The 18,965-nt window shown below is 34.6% G+C and carries 20 protein-coding genes; 15 read left to right on the forward strand and 5 right to left on the reverse strand.

Annotated features, from left to right (window positions below; translation table 11 throughout):
* Window positions 1–3: 3 nt before the first annotated feature.
* The 9 genes from ACUN28_RS13510 to ACUN28_RS13550 all read left to right on the forward strand — a co-directional run bounded on the left by ACUN28_RS13510 (window position 4) and on the right by ACUN28_RS13550 (window position 8,724).
* Window positions 4–1,737 (forward strand): tetratricopeptide repeat protein, encoded by a 1,734-nt coding sequence (locus ACUN28_RS13510; RefSeq protein WP_016087179.1) that lies wholly within the window; start codon window positions 4–6, stop codon window positions 1,735–1,737.
* Between the two features lies 1 nt (window position 1,738).
* Window positions 1,739–2,104 (forward strand): hypothetical protein, encoded by a 366-nt coding sequence (locus ACUN28_RS13515; protein ID WP_016087180.1) that lies wholly within the window; start codon window positions 1,739–1,741, stop codon window positions 2,102–2,104.
* Between the two features lie 85 nt (window positions 2,105–2,189).
* Window positions 2,190–2,963, forward strand: a complete 774-nt coding sequence (locus tag ACUN28_RS13520; RefSeq protein WP_016087181.1) for a DUF6612 family protein — start codon at window positions 2,190–2,192, stop codon at window positions 2,961–2,963.
* A 205-nt stretch (window positions 2,964–3,168) separates the two neighbouring features.
* A complete protein-coding gene (locus tag ACUN28_RS13525) occupies window positions 3,169–4,236 on the forward strand; it encodes a glycoside hydrolase family 113 (protein WP_016087182.1) in 1,068 nt (355 codons plus the stop codon).
* Window positions 4,237–4,325: 89 nt separating this feature from the next.
* Window positions 4,326–4,517, forward strand: a complete 192-nt coding sequence (locus tag ACUN28_RS13530) for a DUF378 domain-containing protein (RefSeq protein ID WP_000670802.1) — start codon at window positions 4,326–4,328, stop codon at window positions 4,515–4,517.
* A 212-nt stretch (window positions 4,518–4,729) separates the two neighbouring features.
* Window positions 4,730–5,812, forward strand: a complete 1,083-nt coding sequence (gene serC / locus ACUN28_RS13535; protein WP_016087183.1) for a 3-phosphoserine/phosphohydroxythreonine transaminase — start codon at window positions 4,730–4,732, stop codon at window positions 5,810–5,812.
* 12 nt (window positions 5,813–5,824) lie between these two features.
* Window positions 5,825–6,997, forward strand: coding sequence for a 3-phosphoglycerate dehydrogenase family protein (locus tag ACUN28_RS13540; protein WP_016087184.1), 1,173 nt, complete (start codon window positions 5,825–5,827; stop codon window positions 6,995–6,997).
* A 15-nt stretch (window positions 6,998–7,012) separates the two neighbouring features.
* Entirely contained in the window at window positions 7,013–8,260 is a 1,248-nt protein-coding gene (locus tag ACUN28_RS13545) for a DUF1015 domain-containing protein (RefSeq protein WP_016087185.1), read from the forward strand.
* 86 nt (window positions 8,261–8,346) lie between these two features.
* Window positions 8,347–8,724, forward strand: coding sequence for a MaoC/PaaZ C-terminal domain-containing protein (locus tag ACUN28_RS13550; protein WP_016087186.1), 378 nt, complete (start codon window positions 8,347–8,349; stop codon window positions 8,722–8,724).
* A gap of 200 nt (window positions 8,725–8,924) precedes the next feature.
* On the opposite strand, the gene ACUN28_RS13555 is transcribed toward ACUN28_RS13550, so the two are convergent.
* The 5 genes from ACUN28_RS13555 to ACUN28_RS13575 form a co-directional block, all read right to left on the reverse strand.
* Window positions 8,925–9,320, reverse strand: coding sequence for a DUF3224 domain-containing protein (locus tag ACUN28_RS13555; RefSeq protein ID WP_000454078.1), 396 nt, complete (start codon window positions 9,318–9,320; stop codon window positions 8,925–8,927).
* Window positions 9,321–9,516: 196 nt separating this feature from the next.
* Window positions 9,517–10,548, reverse strand: coding sequence for a S66 family peptidase (locus ACUN28_RS13560; RefSeq protein WP_016087187.1), 1,032 nt, complete (start codon window positions 10,546–10,548; stop codon window positions 9,517–9,519).
* 659 nt (window positions 10,549–11,207) lie between these two features.
* Window positions 11,208–11,426: a hypothetical protein gene (locus tag ACUN28_RS13565; RefSeq protein WP_016087188.1), complete on the reverse strand. Its 219-nt coding sequence runs from the start codon at window positions 11,424–11,426 to the stop codon at window positions 11,208–11,210.
* Window positions 11,423–12,526 (reverse strand): tetratricopeptide repeat protein, encoded by a 1,104-nt coding sequence (locus ACUN28_RS13570; protein WP_016087189.1) that lies wholly within the window; start codon window positions 12,524–12,526, stop codon window positions 11,423–11,425. The genes ACUN28_RS13565 and ACUN28_RS13570 overlap by 4 nt, the downstream gene beginning before the upstream one ends.
* Before the next feature lie 304 nt (window positions 12,527–12,830).
* Window positions 12,831–13,268: a hypothetical protein gene (locus ACUN28_RS13575; protein WP_016087190.1), complete on the reverse strand. Its 438-nt coding sequence runs from the start codon at window positions 13,266–13,268 to the stop codon at window positions 12,831–12,833.
* A gap of 468 nt (window positions 13,269–13,736) precedes the next feature.
* On the opposite strand from ACUN28_RS13575, the gene ACUN28_RS13580 reads away from it, so the two are divergent.
* From ACUN28_RS13580 to ACUN28_RS13605, 6 genes are all read left to right on the forward strand, one after another.
* The gene (locus tag ACUN28_RS13580; RefSeq protein WP_016087191.1) at window positions 13,737–14,378 is read left to right on the forward strand and encodes a F0F1 ATP synthase subunit alpha; all 642 of its coding nucleotides are present in this window, start codon (window positions 13,737–13,739) and stop codon (window positions 14,376–14,378) included.
* 179 nt (window positions 14,379–14,557) lie between these two features.
* The gene (locus ACUN28_RS13585) at window positions 14,558–14,827 is read left to right on the forward strand and encodes a 2TM domain-containing protein (RefSeq protein WP_000438995.1); all 270 of its coding nucleotides are present in this window, start codon (window positions 14,558–14,560) and stop codon (window positions 14,825–14,827) included.
* Between the two features lie 339 nt (window positions 14,828–15,166).
* Entirely contained in the window at window positions 15,167–16,006 is an 840-nt protein-coding gene (locus ACUN28_RS13590) for a YitT family protein (RefSeq protein ID WP_000747488.1), read from the forward strand.
* A 152-nt stretch (window positions 16,007–16,158) separates the two neighbouring features.
* On the forward strand, window positions 16,159–16,836 hold the full coding sequence (locus ACUN28_RS13595) for a response regulator transcription factor (protein WP_000781965.1): 678 nt from the start codon (window positions 16,159–16,161) through the stop codon (window positions 16,834–16,836).
* Between the two features lies 1 nt (window position 16,837).
* On the forward strand, window positions 16,838–18,214 hold the full coding sequence (locus tag ACUN28_RS13600; protein WP_016136779.1) for a sensor histidine kinase: 1,377 nt from the start codon (window positions 16,838–16,840) through the stop codon (window positions 18,212–18,214).
* Between the two features lie 200 nt (window positions 18,215–18,414).
* Window positions 18,415–18,885 (forward strand): DinB family protein, encoded by a 471-nt coding sequence (locus tag ACUN28_RS13605; RefSeq protein WP_016136778.1) that lies wholly within the window; start codon window positions 18,415–18,417, stop codon window positions 18,883–18,885.
* Window positions 18,886–18,965: the final 80 nt, after the last annotated feature.

Raw genomic sequence — 18,965 nt, forward strand, 5'->3', positions numbered from 1 at the left:
TAGATGGAAGAGCAACTTAGGAGAATTTCGCACTTATTGAAGCTTGGTGATGTTGAGCTCGCAAAAGAAGAAGCGGAATGGATGATTAAAGAAGATCCAGAAGATGCTACTGGTTATATTTGTTTAAGTCATGTGTACTACTTTGGTTTTCGTCAAATTGATGAAGCGAGTAAATATTTAGAAGAAGCACTAAAAATAGATCACTTAGATGAAAATGTTTTGTTAACAGCACTAGATATTTTTTATGCGCAAGAAAATTTTGAGAGATTAAAAGAGATAGCAGAAATAGGGATAAAAAATTATCCGGAAGAAGGCGTATATTACTTTTATGTGGGCGAGGCAAAAATACATATCGAATCGCTAAATAAAGGTATTACTTACTATAACAAAGCGATAGAATTAGAACCTGAAAATGATATGTATGTAGGAAGATATGCTTTTATTCTTTTGAGTTATTATCCGAAACGAATAGAAGAGGGTATAAAGGCGGAAAAACGTGCTTTAGAGCTGAATCCGGAAAATGTAACAAATCTAGTCTCTTTTGCAAATGTAGCAAGAGAAAAAGGGAATTTTAAAAAAGCAAGAATGCTAGCTGAAACTGCAATACGATTAGAGCCGAATCATGAAGGTGCCTACAAAATTTATAGAGATACAATCGGAACGAAAAACAAGTATTGTGCTTTTATGGCAAGTTTTACGTATACATTTTGGAATGTTTTTTCTAAGTTTTGTAAAATATTTTCGTTTGCAAGTAAGAGGAATCTTAAATTGCATTATATTTTAGTTATTTTAAGCCTTTTAGGTTGGATAATCCTCCCTGTATATTTAACAGGTTGGTATGCCGGTTCCGTGTATATAGTTATTTTTATGATGTATAGCATTTCATCTATTATAAAAGGACGGATTCATAAAGAAGTAGGATTAGGAACCCCCTTTGATGCTGAATACAATGTGAAAAGAAATAAAATCATTCGAAATCGTGAAATTTCCAATATGGAGAGTACAGTTAAAAAAGAAGAGGCTACTACTATTCCGACTGCGAAACTATCAAAAGAGGAACTGGAAGCACAATTAGAAGGGTTTTGGAGTAAAGGAACTGTGTATGAGGGGCAGCAAGAGGTTGCTGCGGCAGTGAAAGAGCCCGCTTTATCATCAGCTGAACATAAAAAGATTCAATCATATTCAGATATTGAATCACCTAAATATAATAAATGGTATATTTGTTTAATTATCGTTTTATCGATCTCCTTTATATTTAAAGTTGGGAAATTGTATAACTTAAATAATACAAATGCGACGCATACGACACCGAAAATTAGCCAAGAAACGAAGGATATTATTGTGGAGCAACAAGATAAAGCTCTCAAAGATACAAAAGAATCATTCGATAAGTTAGAAGTAGTAACTGTATTATACGTATTAAGAAAAGGTGATTGGAATGGAAGTACAATCGAGGGAGCTATAGAGAAAAGTTATGTACCGGTTATGTTAGAAAAAGTAGGACAGCCAGCCGGGGAGAAGTTAAAAAAAGCAACTCCTATGAAAATATATAAAGAAGATACAAGAACGTATGTATTACTTCAAAATGGAGATAGCTCTTTTATTATTGAAATAACGTCAAGAAAGTTAACTCATATTTATGGTGAGAGCTGGAATAATGCGCAAGAAGAGATGCAAAAATATGAAGAGTTACTTGGGAAAATAGAGTCACAAGGTGTTGAAACAGGGGGGATTTAGCATGAGTATTAAAGTAATAAGGGCAACCGGAATGATGGGAGGAGCAGCAAGAGTCGCTGTAAAGGTAGATAATGAAGTAGTAATGAAACTTGAAAATAACGAAGAATATACGCTTCCTTGCGAGTTAGATGAAGCAAATATAAAAGTGAAACAATTCTTTTTTGGAAGTAAAGAAAAGAAAGTAAAGGATGGCGATGTAGTAGAAATTAAGATAAATAGTATTGCCATGCTATTACTGGTGGTGTCAATGATGGCTGTTTTATTTGGTTCGTCAATTGGTATAAATATTGTTGTTTTTGGTGTTATAGGAGCATTAGTTACGTTAATATATGGATTGAATAACTGGTTTAGTTTAGAAGTTAAATAAGTATGGTATCTGTTTTTGTATTAATTCATTTCATTTACTATATATGAAGTGTAATTATTTTTAAGAGGGAATGGGGAGGATCATTGTGAAGAAAATGATTATAGCATCTAGTTTGGCGTTAATAGTAGGTTTGACAAGTGGTTGTAGTAGTGAGAAAACGAATGTTACAAAACCAGTATCTGTACAAAAAGAAAAAGAATTAGTAGCGAAAGATATTTTTAAAAAAGCAGGTGATAAATTAAAACAAGAGGAATTTCTCACATTAACGTCTCTTATGTCAATGAAGGGGAACAGCCAATCAGAAGAGATTAAAATGAACATTCAAATGGAGCCGAAACGAAAGAATTCTAGAGCAGAAATGAAAATAAGTGGAACAGATATTATAACGTACGAAGTAGATGGAAAGGTCGCTGTTCAAGTGAAAGATCCTAATACAGGAGAGTTAGTTACGATACCAAATGATCAATTTAATGTTGATGACGTAATGGTAAGTAAAAATTTACTTAATGAGTTAGATTTACCGGAAGCTTTAGCTAAAAAAATGAAAGCAAAGAAGGATGGAGATACATATAAACTTACACTTGACTTAAAGGGGAAAGAAGCAGTAGATACATTACAGAAAATTAATGGAGATATGAAAAAATTAACGGAAGGATTTAATATGGATGCGTTAACTGTTGAATATATAATAACGAAAGATTATAAATTTGAAGAGATGCGCACAGCTATAAAACTGAGTGAACGTAATACAGATAAGAAATCTAGTGAGGATAAAGAAAAATTGGATACAGTTGTGAGCATAAAAATTGATTCATATGATAAATTTGATCCAATTAAGTTACCTGAAGGAAGTCAATAAATTCAATCATATAAGGGAAAAAAAGGAGCGGAAATACGCTCCTTTTTTATTTACCTTACTATTTTTAGGAGGTTAGTATGAATAAGGGTTGAATAAAGGATGAATAGCATTTTTATGGATGAAAATTCCCCCCTTTTTTTTATGGAATATATGTGAAACATTGTATAGAATAAGCAAGAATGCCAAAAATTATAGGGGGAAAGTTGTGAAGAAAAATAAGAGTTTAATAAGTTTTTTAGGAGTGTTTATTATGTTGCTTTCTTTTTGTTTTCAAGGAAATGTACAGGCAGATGTAAATACTGTTCAATCTGGAAAAATAAAATCAGGAAACGTAACGGTATGGGAAGTTGGAAATGTGGCGAAAGTGTTAGCTGATGTAGAGCGCTTAAATTTAAATACAGTAAATGTACCGATTCAGGTAGATATTCCGAACGTGACTTCTACGAACATGGTAATTAATCAAGAGCAAAAGCAACAGGCGATTATTTTAATTCGAGAATTATTAAAGCGTAATATTCAAGTTATTGTGGAACCGTTCCCATATATTCAGCAAGGAAATGTTGGGGAAACGGAATGGAATCCAAGTAATATTAATGATTTCTTCTGGAATTGGAAAACGGTAATTCTACAAGACATCTTTCATTCCATTACAAGTAAATACAATGTGTACGGGCTCAAGATTGCTTCTAATTTCGTTAATATGGAATATGCAGAAGGATATTGGAGCGATACGATTGATTTCGTCCGCCAGCAGTATAAAGGAAATATTTTGTATCAAATGAATTGGTGGTTAACAGCAAATTGGGATCCATCTCATGAAGCGAAGTTTGTAGAGAAAATAAACCGTCCGTATTTAAAGAAGGTAGACATTGTTAGTATCGATAGTTGGTTTGAAGTTTCAGGAAATAGAAATCCAACATACGAAGAAGTGAAGAAAAGTTTATATGCGACGACAGTATATAATCGTGGGCAAAACGTTGTTCAGCAATTGGAACAATTACATAAAGCAACAGGAAAGCCAGTTTATTTTGGTGGGTTTAACGTTCCAGCGCGTGAACTTGGACTACAAAATCCGTGGAATCCAGATGTTTCAAATGTGTTTTCAAAAGACGTACAATTAAACGGTTGGCGCGCTTACCGTGATGTATTAGAACCGAAACCGTATTTTAAAGGTTTTTCAATTTGGTTTATTGGCTCTAATGATAGTACACATGCGTATCAAATACATAGTAAAGAAGCCGAAATGGTTATTAATGGCTGGTACCAAAAATAATTTTTATTAAATAGGTAAGTTTTGAATTTCACCACATATATTTCTAGTGAAAGGCCTTTCACCATCTTATCACCTAGGGGGCAATCATAATGAAATTTTTGTCTTACCTTACAGTAATTTTGGTGATTCTTGGCGGTTTGAATTGGTTATTTGTGGCGTTAGATTACAATGTAGTTGAGAAATGGTTTGGTTCTATGCCGGCGCTTGTGGACACTATTTATTGGCTCTTTGGTCTTTCTGCTATTTATCAAATTTTTGATCGGTTCTTTACGAACAATTAGCTATTATTCTTTTATTACTAGAGTGTTAAGTACGATTATGTACTTAACACTTTTTTGTATGTTTGTGAAAAAAGTATTTGCACATGCAAGCGATTCCATTGCTTCTTGCGCCGTAATAATAGAAAACAAATTGACCGTATATTATATTTTGGGTTATAATTCAGAAAGTTTAAAAAATAATAAGAATGAGAAAGAGGGAGGTTATTAGGGTGATGGAGAGAGTATATAATTTTTCAGCTGGACCATCTATACTCCCTTTGCCAGTTTTAGAGAAAGTGCAAAAGGAGCTTGTAAATTATAACGGGACAGGCATGTCTATTATGGAAATGAGTCATCGATCTTCTTATTTTCAAAGTATTATTGATGAAGCGAGTAGCCTAATTCGTGAATTAATGAACATTCCTAATGAGTATGAGGTATTGTTTTTACAAGGCGGTGCGTCATTACAATTCTCTATGATACCGTTAAATGTAATGAATACGTATAAAAAAGCAGGATACGTATTGACTGGCTCATGGTCTAAAAAGGCGATGCAAGAAGCTGAAAAAGTAGGGGAAGTACAAGTGATTGCTTCTTCTGAAAATGCGAAGTTTACGACAATTCCTAAACTGAATGGTTTACGAAGCGATGAAAACCTAGATTATGTACATATTACAACGAACAATACAATTGAGGGGACGAAATATGTGGACATTCCACATGTAGATAAAGTACCGCTCGTTGCGGATATGTCCTCAAATATTTTATCAGAACAATATGATGTTTCGAAGTTTGGTCTTATATATGCGGGAGCGCAAAAGAATTTAGGGCCAGCGGGCTTAACGATTGCGATTATAAAAAGAGATTTAATTGGAGGAGCAGATCGCTCTTGTCCTACAATGTTAAACTATGAAACTTACAGCAAAAATAACTCCTTATATAATACACCGCCATCCTTTAGTATTTACGTAACGAAACTTGTACTAGAGTGGCTAAAAGAGCAGGGCGGGGTATCTGCGATTGAAGAACAGAATAGAATGAAATCTTCACTTCTTTACAATTTCTTAGATGAATCAAAATTGTTTACTTCACCAGTTGATCCTACGTATCGATCACTTATGAATATTCCGTTTACAACACCGTCAGAAGAGCTGAACAATGAGTTTTTACAAAAAGCGAAAGAACGCGGTCTTGTTACGCTAAAAGGACATCGCTCAGTCGGTGGTATGCGCGCTAGTATTTACAATGCGATGCCAGCACACGGCGTACAGCAATTAGTAAATTATATGAAAGAATTTGAGCTTGAGAATAGATAGGGAGATGGGGATATGTTTCGTGTTCAAACGTTAAATCAAATTGCAGAAAAAGGTTTGCAAGTGCTTAGCGGAGAGCGCTATGAAGTAGGGGAGAGAATGGACCACCCAGACGGTATTTTACTTCGCAGCTATTCTTTACATCAAGAAGAGTTTTCAAAAGATTTAAAGGCGATTGCCAGAGCTGGTGCTGGTGTAAATAATATTCCTGTAGATCGCTGTACAGAAAAAGGGATTGTAGTATTTAACACACCAGGGGCTAATGCCAATGCAGTAAAGGAACTTATTATTGCCAGCCTTATTATGTCTTCACGTAACATTATTAATGGAGTAAGCTGGACGAAAAATTTAGAAGGTGAAGAAGTACCTCAGCTTGTTGAAACAGGGAAAAAACAATTTGTTGGATCTGAAATTGCGGGGAAACGTCTAGGGGTTATCGGTCTTGGCGCAATTGGTGCTTTAGTTGCGAACGATGCGTTAGCTTTAGGAATGGACGTTGTCGGATACGATCCTTACATTTCAGTTGAAACAGCTTGGCGTCTTTCTACACATGTGCAAAGAGCATTTAGTTTAGATGAAATTTTCGCAACGTGTGATTATATTACACTGCATATTCCGCTTACGAATCAAACGAAGGGGATTATTGGTGAACACGCTATCGAGACGATGAAAAAGGGAATGCGTCTATTCAATTTCTCTAGAGGAGAACTTGTAGATGAAAAGGTTCTTCAAAAAGCGTTAGAAGAAGATATTATTACACATTACGTAACGGACTTCCCGAATGAAAATGTGATAAAGATGAAAAATGTAACAGCGACGCCACACCTTGGTGCATCTACGTCTGAATCGGAAGAAAATTGTGCAGTCATGGCAGCGCGTCAATTACGTGAATATTTAGAGACAGGAAATATTCGTAATTCAGTCAACTATCCAAACGTCGAACTGCCGTATATCGGAAAAAAACGAATTACGATTATGCATCAAAACGTTCCGAACATGGTAGGACAAATTACAGGATGTTTAGCAGAACATCATATTAATATTGCGGATATGATTAATCGTAGTAAACATTCTTGGGCGTACACGATGATTGATATTGATAACGGAATTGATGATATAATAAAAGAGAACATTGTGGAAAATATAAGCAAAATTACAGGTGTTGTAGCCGTTCGAATGATTGTGTAAAGGAGAGAGGGAAACTTGGCAAAAATCCGACCGTTTCGGGCCATTCGTCCAGTAGAAGAAAAAGCAGCACAAGTTGCAGCTTTACCGTATGACGTATTAAATAGTGAAGAAGCAAAAGAGGTTGTAAAAGGGAATCCATTTTCTTTCTTACACGTTGATAAAGCAGAAATTGATTTAGACCCGGCACTTTCACCGTATGATGATCGTGTATATGAAAAAGCGGGTGAAAATTTAAATCAATTTATACGAGAAGAAGTGTTCATTCAAGATGAAGAGCCAGCGCTATACATTTATGAATTGACGATGCAAGGAAGAACGCAGTCAGGTCTTGTCGTTTGTACATCTATTGATGAGTATGAAGATGATACAATTAAAAAACATGAAAGAACGCGTCATGAAAAAGAACTAGATCGCATTCGTCACGTAGATGTGTGTGACGCAAATACAGGTCCAATCTTTTTAACGTATCGTACAAAAGAAGAAGTGAAACGTTTCATTGCCAGCTGGAAAGAAGAACATGCGCCAATCTATACATTTACAGCAGAAGACGGCGTTAGGCATGTTGCTTGGAAAATAGCTGATGAAGAAGTAATTGCAAGTTTAGTAAACTTATTTGAAGATATTCCTAACTTGTATATTGCAGACGGACATCACCGCTCTGCCTCAGCGGCAAAAGTAGGGCTAATGCGAAGAGAACAATATCCAAATTACACAGGAGAAGAGGAGTTTAATTTCTTCTTATCGGTTTTATTCCCTCACGATGAATTATCCATTTGGGACTATAACCGAGTTGTAAAAGACTTAAACGGCTTATCAGAAGATCAGTTTTTAAAGCAAATCACGCAATACTTTTATGTAGAAGAAGCATCTGGTTCTCCGTATAAACCAAATGAGCCAAAATCATTTGGAATGTATGTAAACGAGAAATGGTATAAGCTTACTGTGAAAGAAGAAACGTTTGATGCAAATGATCTCGTGAAAGGTTTAGATGTATCTATTCTGCAGGATCATTTATTAAGCCAAGTACTTGAAATACACGATCCGCGATCTGATTCACGCATCGATTTTGTCGGAGGAATCCGCGGATTAGAAGAATTAGAACGCCTTGTGAATAGCGGTGCATATAAAGCAGCGTTCTCGTTATATCCGACATCAATGGAAGCTTTATTAGCAATCGCAGACGCCGGAGAAGTTATGCCACCAAAATCAACGTGGTTTGAACCGAAACTTCGCAGCGGGTTGTTTGTACATTCTTTAAAGTAAATATAGACTTCTTTAGATTGAAAAACCGAAATGATTTTTAGTTTCGGTTTTTCTTATTTTAAAAGTGTTTTTGAGGAGGGATAGGGATGAAATTGCAAGTAGGCGAAAAAATCACCTTTGAACGAACTTTTACGAAAGAGGATGTTGTTTTATTTACAGAAGTATCTAAAGATGAAGGTGTTCATCATGTTACTCCAGATGAGCAGGGGAGATTTGTTGTACAAGGGCTGTTAACATCAACGCTGCCTACAAAAATTGGCGGTGATTATAACGTACTAGCTCGCAAGATGGATTTTGAATTTATACGTCCTGTTTTTAGCGGTGATACAATTCGTTGTGACGTAACCATTGAACAATTTGAGCCCGATGAAAAAAATCGAACAAAAATTATTGCGATGTTTACTTGTATAAATCAAATTGAAAAAGAAGTAATGAAGGGGAGTTTTTCTGGGATTATTCTTTAGTTAGTAGGAAAAGTAATGAATAGGTGGGGGCTTCATGCCTCTCAGACTTAGAGTTTTAATTCCTCTCAGAACGAAAATTTTATGTAATATACTCTGTTCTTTTCTTAACTATTAGGAAATAGTTGAATAAGCTCGTCAACAAAAAGGACATTCCTAGTATTACAAGAAATGTCCTTTCCGCTAAAATGTAAGGTATTTTGTTAAAATTCAAACTCTAAAATTAGTTTACTAGTTTGACCTGTAAACTGATAATGATAGGATCCTCTCAGATTTTCTAAGTTACCAGTAGCTTTAATAATTGTTCCTGGGGAATCTAGATTTCCTTTATCAAATATTCCTTGCTCTATAGCTGTAAATGTCCCTTGTTGCCCCTTATAAATTCCTTCAAAGTGTAAAAATCCAGAAATTTTAGCAGTAGCCAAGTGACCATCATTTATATTTGAGTCTAAATAATATAACAAGTATTCAACAAAAGCTTTTCCTTTTAATTCACCATCAATATCATATTCAACATGGGCAATATTGATAGGGAAATCTTTTCTAGTATCATCGATTAGTTTTTCATCCCATTTACTTACTGTAAATGTTACTTCCATACACGTAATCTCCCTCCAATTATATACTTTTAAAAAGTATCAATTCACAGTCATATCTCATAGGAGTAATTTTATTTATTGGGGTCCTTTCATGTCGCTATCAAGCTAACCAAAATAAAATACTCTCTAACATGAAAAAACACGCTATTTTTTCTGTAGGATCAGGAAAATGGCTATACTTATTTAAAGTTTCCCTTTATTCCACGCCACTCTCTAAAATAGAGAAAGACCCATTTTCACAATCAATTTCTGCCATCGCACCGTAAGGTAAAATAAACTTCGGCTCGGTATGGCCAAAATTTAAATTATAAAGAATCGGCAGATCTTCTAAGTTATGTTCTTTCATAACTTGCAGTATTTCATGTTTATATTCTTCATAATACATTTCGTCTTTTGGTTTACCAAAGATGATACCCTTTGCTTTTTGTAGAATGCCTTGCGCTGCGTAATTTCGTAACCAATACTTTATATAACTTGGTTCTGGATGATCTTCAGAAGTTTCAAAGAAGAGAATACTATTCTCCCAATGTTTTTTCTCAGGCCAAAGTTCCGTTCCTTTTGCAAATTCCAATACTTCTATACAACCACCAATTAAGCGCCCTTGTACAGTAGTAGAGCCTTGAAGTAGCTCATATCCACTGTTTTGCTGCATTGTACGTCTTGTATCCTTATTTATCTCTATCCATTCTAAACGCTCACTCGTCCATTCATGAGCTGATTGAATCTCGCCAATCGTTTCATTTGAAAAGAGAGTTCGATTTACCATTTCAATTGTATATGGATCCATTTCTACATTTTCGGCAAAGTCGGTCAAAATTGCCGGACCATAAAAAGAGGAAAGACCTGCTTTATGACAAAATAAATGTGAAACGGTAACGTCAGAGTATCCCATAAAAATTTTCGGGTTTTCACGTATTACATTAAAATCTATATAAGGAAGTAAGCGAATGCTATCTTCACCGCCAATATTCGCAATAATTGCTTTCACGCGCGTATCTTTAAATGCTGTCATTAAATCTTCCGCACGAGCTTGTGGATTGTTATAAATGAATTCGCTACCTTTTAAACTATTCGGCATTGGGACAACTGTAAGACCGAAAACTTCTTCTAATCTTTTTACTCCTTGTTCATATCGCCAGCTTATTTCAGAATCACCTGCGCCTCCCCATGAAGGACTTACTGTTGCTACGATATCTCCTGCTTGTAACCTCTTTGGTTTTATTAACATGTTAACACCGCTCCTACATAATGTAATGGACTACAATTATACAAACTGTATCATTGAAAAAACATGATGCATGACATTAGTTTCTTCATCATCAATCCGTTTACCTGCTGATATGCAAGAATTTAGCAGTAGTGTTGAATATAGGAATAATCGATTTATATTAAAAAGTACAGTATGCATCATTGCATGAGAAAGATGGTTGCTATTTTTCACTAATTGTAACTATATTGGTTGCAGGTTGGTCGTAACCAATCAAAAAATATAATCATCATGAATGGAGAGGTTACAGCTTTTCCTGAATAAGAAAGCTATCGCCTTTAGGCACACTTGGGATGAAAGTGAGATTGGATACGGAGTGTCACTAAAAATCGCAACGTTCGTAGTACTTTAAGTGTCTGAGGCATAGGTAGTTTCTTCGGTTTTTTTGTTGGGATTTTTAGGGGAGTATTCTTTAATTATTAGATAGAGAGGTAAAATAAAAATACACCTAATTACTAGGTGTATTTTTTAGACTTGAAAACCACATATGTATTGGAAATTTCTCTCGGGTAGAGTGTATCACAATAGAAATCATGTATATACATAATATTCGTTACATCGAATGGTTTCCTTGTAAGTATATGAAAATGGTAATCTAAATAGATTTTAATTTTGTTAACTTACCAACCTGTACCATGTTCAGAATTAGCAGGAGCCCCACCAGTGTCACCGATGTTTAATGCAGGAGCGCCGCCAGTATGGCCCTCAGAAAAAGAAGGAGCTGGTGGAGAAGGGAAGTGAGCGTGTCCAGCTTGATTTGTGAAACCTGCATTTAATCCAAATGCAGCAATACCCGTAAATGCAATACCTAAAGCGATTTTACCAATTGTTTTTTTCATTTCTTTAACCTTCTTTCATTTGATTTTTTTGCTATTGTACTATTAAAGAAGTATAAACTTGCTTTCTCATGTTGTTGTTTGTTATAAAACGCAAGAGCTAGTTTTTCAAGATATTCAGAAACGTAACTATATAAGGATTCTCTATTGAAGTATTCAATTCCTTTTAAAACAATCGGTTCAATTTGATCTAATTCATTTTGGTTCGTGAAAACTTCTAATATAGCAAAATGATGTTTATACTCTTCATTACCAAGTTCAGAAATAAGTTGTTTCCCTATTTTAATGTAGTGGTTTGCTTTGTCTATAAGTCCTAATTTTTCATGTTCTTGTGCAAGTAAGAATATAGCTTTGTAGTGAGATGGGATTTTTTCGACGACTTGCGTCAAGTGACGGATTGCTTCTTCAGATAGATTTTGACTTGCGTATAATAGTCCTAAATTACCACGCACAAAAAGTTGTAATGATTCCTCATTTAATTTTTGGAGAATATCTAACGCTTTGTTATAACTTTCTTCAGCTTGTTCAAAATGTCCTACGTCTACATAAGAAGCACCAAGTACACTTAAACAGGAAGAAATATTTCTTTCACATCCGTGTTGCGTTTCAAAAAATTCTAATGCTTTAGAAGCATTTACAATTGCAAAACTTGGTTGTTGTTGATGGTAATGATAAGTTGCAAATCGGTAATAGAAATCAGCATGTTCAATTTGACTGTGTCCGGATAAAAGTGTTTGTGCTTTTAAGAAATATTCGTCTGCTTCCTGATATTTATTGATAGCTGTTAAGTGAATCGCCTTATAATAATGATATAGATAAGATAAGTGTTTATCTTCTGGTTTTTCCTGGTCTTCTATGATTTGAAAACTATCTTTCGTGATTGATAGTCCATCTGTCAGAGCTGTATGGCGGAACTGGAGTAATGCGTAATATAAGTGATAAAGTGGAAATGTTTCTGTTTCTTTCAAAAGCATTTCTTCATGTTCTTTTTTAGCTTCTTGAAACTGAATTTGTGCTTCCTTAACGTTTTGCGTTAAGATTGCATGGTACCAAGCTTCTAAATGTTTTGTTGTATACGTATGTCCCTTTAATGAAATGTTCATATTAGCCCCCTTGTATATTTTTCTATATAATTGTAACTATAATGGTAACATATTAAAAAGTAATTATATGGAATTTTTTCTTGATAAACAATATTCTGAATTTTCGAAGCTTGTAAAACCTGTCAATCCTTGTGTTTTTATAGTGTTTTCCATGTTTTTTGGGGGAAAGGGATCATAATTAACTATAGAATCTTAATAAAATGATGTCACATGCACAGTACTAAAATAAAAGTTGAGAAAGTATGCATGAGGTCTGAATAGGATGAAAAGATAACCCCCTAGTTATATAGCTAGGGGGTGTGTGTTAAATAGTTTCACCGTGAGCTTCTAGTTTTGGAGCAGGGAAATGTTCGTGCCCCTCAAGTTTCGGAGCAGGAGTATCGCCAATATTGAAAGCAGGAGCCCAAGTATCCCCTTTATTATATGATGAAATAGGAGGTCTTCCATGATCATAAGCAGGAGCCCATGAATCTCCATGTGAATCTAATTTAGGAGTAGGAAGATCCCCATGTCCCTCTAATTTCGGGGCAGGAAGATCAGCATGGCTCTCTAGTTTAGGAGCAGGGAAATCCCCATGTCCCTCTAATTTTGGGGCAGGGAAATCAGCATGGCTCTCTAGTTTAGGAGCAGGAACATCGCCATGCTCCGCTTTTACAACACCGCCATCCCCAATATTTACACCAAAAAGACCAAAGCTGAATACCGATAAACCTACAACAGCTGTACTAATTTTTCTTTTCAATCTATATCTCTCCTTTTGCTATGGTTTTCCATTTTGTCTAAACGTGGTAGATAAAATGAAATAAATCGTAAAAAATTACCAATTATATTACGATATACGAATAATTCTGTGTAATATTTTGTAAAACCTCCTTGAAATTTGAATTTTATGAAAATAAAATTCGACATGGTTCATTTTTCAATTCGTTGAATAGATTTTGATTGAGTTTTTATAAAGCTATTCGCTAACTTTAGGACCGAAAGCGGCTCTTAATTTCTTTATACCGTGCCCATAAGGTTATTTTAGCTTTGAATTAAATTAACTATTATAATTCGAGAATTTAGTCCTCTTGCTGCATATTTAAAAGTTACAGTATGCAACATTGCATAAGAAAGATGGTTGCTATTTTCCATAACCTGTAACTGTAATAGTTACAGGTTGGTCGATACCAATCAAAAATAAAATCATCATGAATGGAGATGTTTCATAATGGGTATGAAAAAAATAATTTTAGCAGGTGCTTTAGGGATCGCAGCATTATCAGGAACGAATTTACCAGGGTTAGAACTAACAAAAGCGAGTGCTGCTTCTATTGAATCGAATTTCTCAACATTAGAAGGACGAGTGGTAGAAGTAGATAACGGTGTAATTGTTGTAAAATCTAAGCAATACGAAGAACCTGTTAGTGTATATATGGATTCATTTTCAAATGTGAAAGTAGGGGATGAAGTAAAAGCTACTGGATCTAGGATGCGTAATTTTACAGAATATATGGTTGCAACTGCAGTTGAAAATACAACAAACAAGTTGGGCATGCATATGAAAGAAGACGGTTCTCCTGATTATGTAATTGGTGAAGTATCAAAAATAGGAACGATGGAAGATGAGGGAGACGGTGCTACTACATATGTCGTAGTTGAATATCCATCGCTAAACGGGAAGAAAGTTATTATTGATGTTTTCTTAACAAAGGGGCAAGTGTTTAAAACGGGTGAGAAAGTGAAAGTTGATATGAAGTATGTGGGCTGGGGCGGCAGTTCTATTAACTGGAACACAACGGATCATATCGAAAAGGTTTATGAGGTAAAGAGCAGTGTTGAAAATAATGATGATGTTTGGATTTGGTCTTAATTAGACTTCTGTAAATAACAAATGTATCATGCAGTATCCATCAAATGATCATGTGTATGATTATTTGATGGGTACTTTTTTGTTTTGTATTTTATTGAGAATAAGGGATTTCCGATTTGAATATGATGTTTAAATCGGAGCGAATTTAAAAAATACAATAATGAAAGAGGTGTTTATATATGGAGCGAGATGAGAATTATTTACGAGCTAAAAAAAGGGTGGAGAATTTAAAAGCGTTTTATATTCATTTAACGGTGTATATACTAGTTAACTTAATGCTTTTTTTCATAAATATAAGTTCTGATTCAAGTAAATTATGGTTTTTATATCCACTTGGAGGTTGGGGGATCGGTATCGTTATACATGGTTTGACAACTTTTCCAGTTGGGATATTCGGAAAAGAGTGGGAAGAACGAAAGATTAAAGAATATATGGAGAAAGATAAGTAAATTTATTTCTGGAATGTATGAATATAAATCTCTGGGATCAAATGTTTGATGCGAAGTCTATTCTATAGCTTCGCCTATTTGCTTTGTATTCGAAGTTTGTGCGAGTGAGTGTTCATATTCATTTTTTTAGCATCAACTGCATGTGAAATCAAAACTTTACTTGTAGTACATAATAAATACAGTTGTTTTACTTTTTAAATTACATGTGGATATAGGATAAAGTTGTTTTATCATCCTATATTAAAATAAAAATAAACCACTGTTCGATTTGAATATTCCACGATATAATAGTGAGAGTTTATGACAGAATAAATATTTACATAAGAAGTGAGGTACTGTATGAAAAAAAGAACGACAGACATTATTTTTATTATTATCGGTGCATTTCTTTTTGCGTTAGGTGTCAATTTGTTTGTTATTCCGAACGAGTTTGGTGAGGGCGGGGTAACAGGTATCACGATTATTACGTACTATTTATTTGAGTGGTCACCAGGCTTAGTTAACTTAATTTTAAATGCGATATTGTTAATAGCTGGTTATAAATTTTTGAATAAGATCACAACAATTTATACGATCATCGCTGTAGTTACGAACTCGCTATTTCTTCATTTAACAGAAGGATGGACGATTGCTTCTGATGAAATGCTCGTAAATGCCATTTTCGGTGGAATATTTATCGGATGCGGGATTGGTCTTATTATTCGCGTTGGCGGAACAACAGCAGGTACTACTATCTTAGCAAGGATGACGCATAAATATTTAGGATGGAGCATTAGCTATGGTTTACTGTTCTTCGATTTAATTGTTGCGTTTTCATCTTATTTCATCATTGGTGCAGAAAAACTGATGATAACAATTATTATGCTATATGTAGCAACGAAAGTGATGGAGTTTGTAATTGAAGGTTTAAATCCGAAGAAAGCCATTACGATTATTTCTGATAACCCGAATGAAATTGCCGGGAAGGTAACTACCTTAATGGGCAGAGGGGTTACTGTGTACTCAGGTCATGGTTATTACACGAAAACTCCGAAGGAAATTCTTTATGTTGTTATTAATAAGCAAGAAGTAGTCAAGCTAAAACGGATTGTTCAAACTACAGATCCAGCTGCGTTCATCGCTATACACGATGTTCGTGACGTATTTGGAGAAGGATTCGTTGATATTTCTAAAGCGTAGAAATTACTTTTCATTAAAATAATCTTAATACTAAAACGTGAGAATCTATTTTGAATAATCTTTTTTCAAAATAGATTCTTTTTCTTTTTCTTGCAAAAAATTCAATTGTTTCTTAATGTAGTGATGTAGAAGGATGAACGAGAGAGGGTTTAATGAAGATGATACATATTTTATTAGCTGATGATGATAAGCATATTAGAGAGTTACTACATTACCATTTACAAAAAGAGGGGTTTAAAGTTTTTGAAGCGGAAGATGGGAAGGTAGCGCAAGAAGTATTAGAGAAGGAAAACATTCATCTTGCGATAGTAGACATTATGATGCCGTTCGTTGATGGCTATACGTTATGTGAAGAAATTCGTAAGTATCATGATATCCCTGTTATTTTATTAACAGCAAAGGATCAGTTAGTCGATAAAGAAAAAGGATTCATTTCTGGTACGGACGATTATATTGTAAAGCCATTTGAACCAGCTGAAGTCATTTTCCGTATGAAAGCATTATTGCGTCGTTATCAAATGCTGAGTGCTGACATTATTACACTTCACGGAACGACAATTGATCGTAAAGGTGTTGAAGTGAAGTGTAACGGTCAAACGATTTTACTTCCGTTAAAGGAATTTGAGTTATTATCACAACTTGCTAGTTATCCTGGAAGAACATTTTCAAGAGAAGAATTAATTGAATTAGTATGGGGAATGGATTTTGAAGGAGATGAACGAACAGTTGATGTTCATGTGAAGAGACTACGAGATCGTTTCTCAAAACGAACAGACGATTTTCACATTACAACGGTGCGCGGACTCGGTTATAAGTTGGAGTTGAAATAAAATGAAATCACTATACTCTAGATTTGTATTTATGACGGTTGGGATTATGCTTCTTAGTAGTATTATCGGTTTTTTATTAACAAATGTGTACTATCAAGTGAAGTTAAAACCGTATAACAGTGAAAAGATTTTAAAGTACGCTGAGGAAGTTAAATCGTTATATGAAAAGCAAAGTGAAGAAAATAAAGAGGCGTATTTACATTCTATTGCGAAATTAGGATATGAAATTTATATTGTCGATGATCAAAAGAATGGAAAGCGTATCGGAAATGCGTTTCGTAAGACGTCTATTAGCGACGATACAGTTCATAAAGTATTACAAGGGGAAACGTTTAATGGTGTTTCCACATATCCAACGCGCTTATTTATTACAGGATTTTTCGATAATGAATTAATAAATAGTGTCGGTGTACCAGTGCAACACGGTGATAAACAGTACGCTTTATTTATTCGTCCCGACATTCAGAACCAATTTGGCGAGATGCGAATTTTCTTAGCGGTATTACTTGGATTTATCGTACTATTAAGTATTATCTTTATAGCGATTGCAGCAGGTTACATCGTTCGTCCCATTCGTAAATTTACGAAGGCTACGCAAAAAATTGCGAGTGGTAAATATGAAATTGAATTAGATGTAAAACGAAAAGATGAAATTGGTACGTTATCTACAAGCTTCCAGAAGATGACGAAGAGTATAAAAGAATTAGATGAAATGAGACAAGAATTTGTTTCGAACGTCTCGCATGAATTTCAATCGCCACTTTCTTCTATACAAGGTTTTTCGAAAACATTGCAATCAGAAAAGATGAGTGAAGAAGAAAGAAATCATTACTTACGAATTATTGAGGGCGAAAGTAAGCGAATGTCTAGTTTATGTAAACAGTTACTTACGCTCGCTTCTTTAGATAAAGAAGAGAAAGTATTACAAATAAAAGAATTCAATTTGCAGAAGCAAATTAAAGACGTCATTTTTATGCTCGAATGGAAATGGCGTGAAAAAGATATTGCTGTTGAATTTGATGTGCCGGACATTACAATACAAGGTGATGAAAACTTACTTCATCAAGTATGGAGCAATATTTTTACGAATAGCATTAAGTTTTCAAATGATGCTGGAACGATTGAATTTGTTGTAGAAGAATTAGAATCAAGTGTGATGATCTCTATATCAGATAACGGAATCGGTATGGAGCAAGAAGAAATGGATCGTATTTTTGAACGTTTTTACAAAGTAGATACAGCAAGAGCAAGAAACGTAGAAGGTAGTGGTTTAGGATTATCGATTGTGCAGAAGATTGTGGAACTGCATAATGGAAATGTTTCAGTGTATAGTACGAAAGGGGAAGGGACGACCGTTCAGGTTGAGCTTCCAAAATAGATGGAAGAGGCTGCTTCGGAAGGGCCTCTTCTTTTTGGTTTCTAGTATACGTGTAAAGTGAAAAAATGTGAGTCATTTTCATTACATAATCGGACGAGTTTGTGGAGTGAGCTCAGGAGGAAGTTTATTTAAACATGTAGAATCTCTACAGAGTTATAAGGATTTTATTGAGACTTTAACTATTTAGGGAGGAAATTACTTTGAAACGAATTGACTTGTTATTAAACGTACTAGATTCAACATTCGATAAAGAGAGTTGGTATGCACCGTTTAAACATGCTATAGAAGGACTTACAGCCGAACAGGCTATGTGGAAACCATCTGGTGAGGAAACGAATACCATTTGGGAGAACGTTAATCATCTCATTTATTACAAAGAGAGGCTTGCTGCAAACTTAGAAGGTCGTGAATGGAAACATAATCTTGACGGTAATGACACCTTTTATCTTACTAAGCAATCCAATGATGATGAGGAATGGAAGAAAGTTGTTGAACGTTCTGAAAATGCTCAGCATAATTTAAGACATGTATTGAGTGCAATTTCTGAAAAAGAGGTTGAACAAAATTCACTTGAGGGGAAATTACTAAATATCATGCTTCATGATGCTTATCATACAGGCCAAATTATTCAATTAAGGAAAATGCAGGGGTCTTGGCCATCAAATCGATAATTGAACGTTTTAGTTGGTGCTATTGTTATATTTTTAGTGAAGTATTTTTCATTCAAAATTAAATAACTATATGTTTAACC

It is taken from the genome of Bacillus sp. WC2507 (assembly GCF_052656125.1).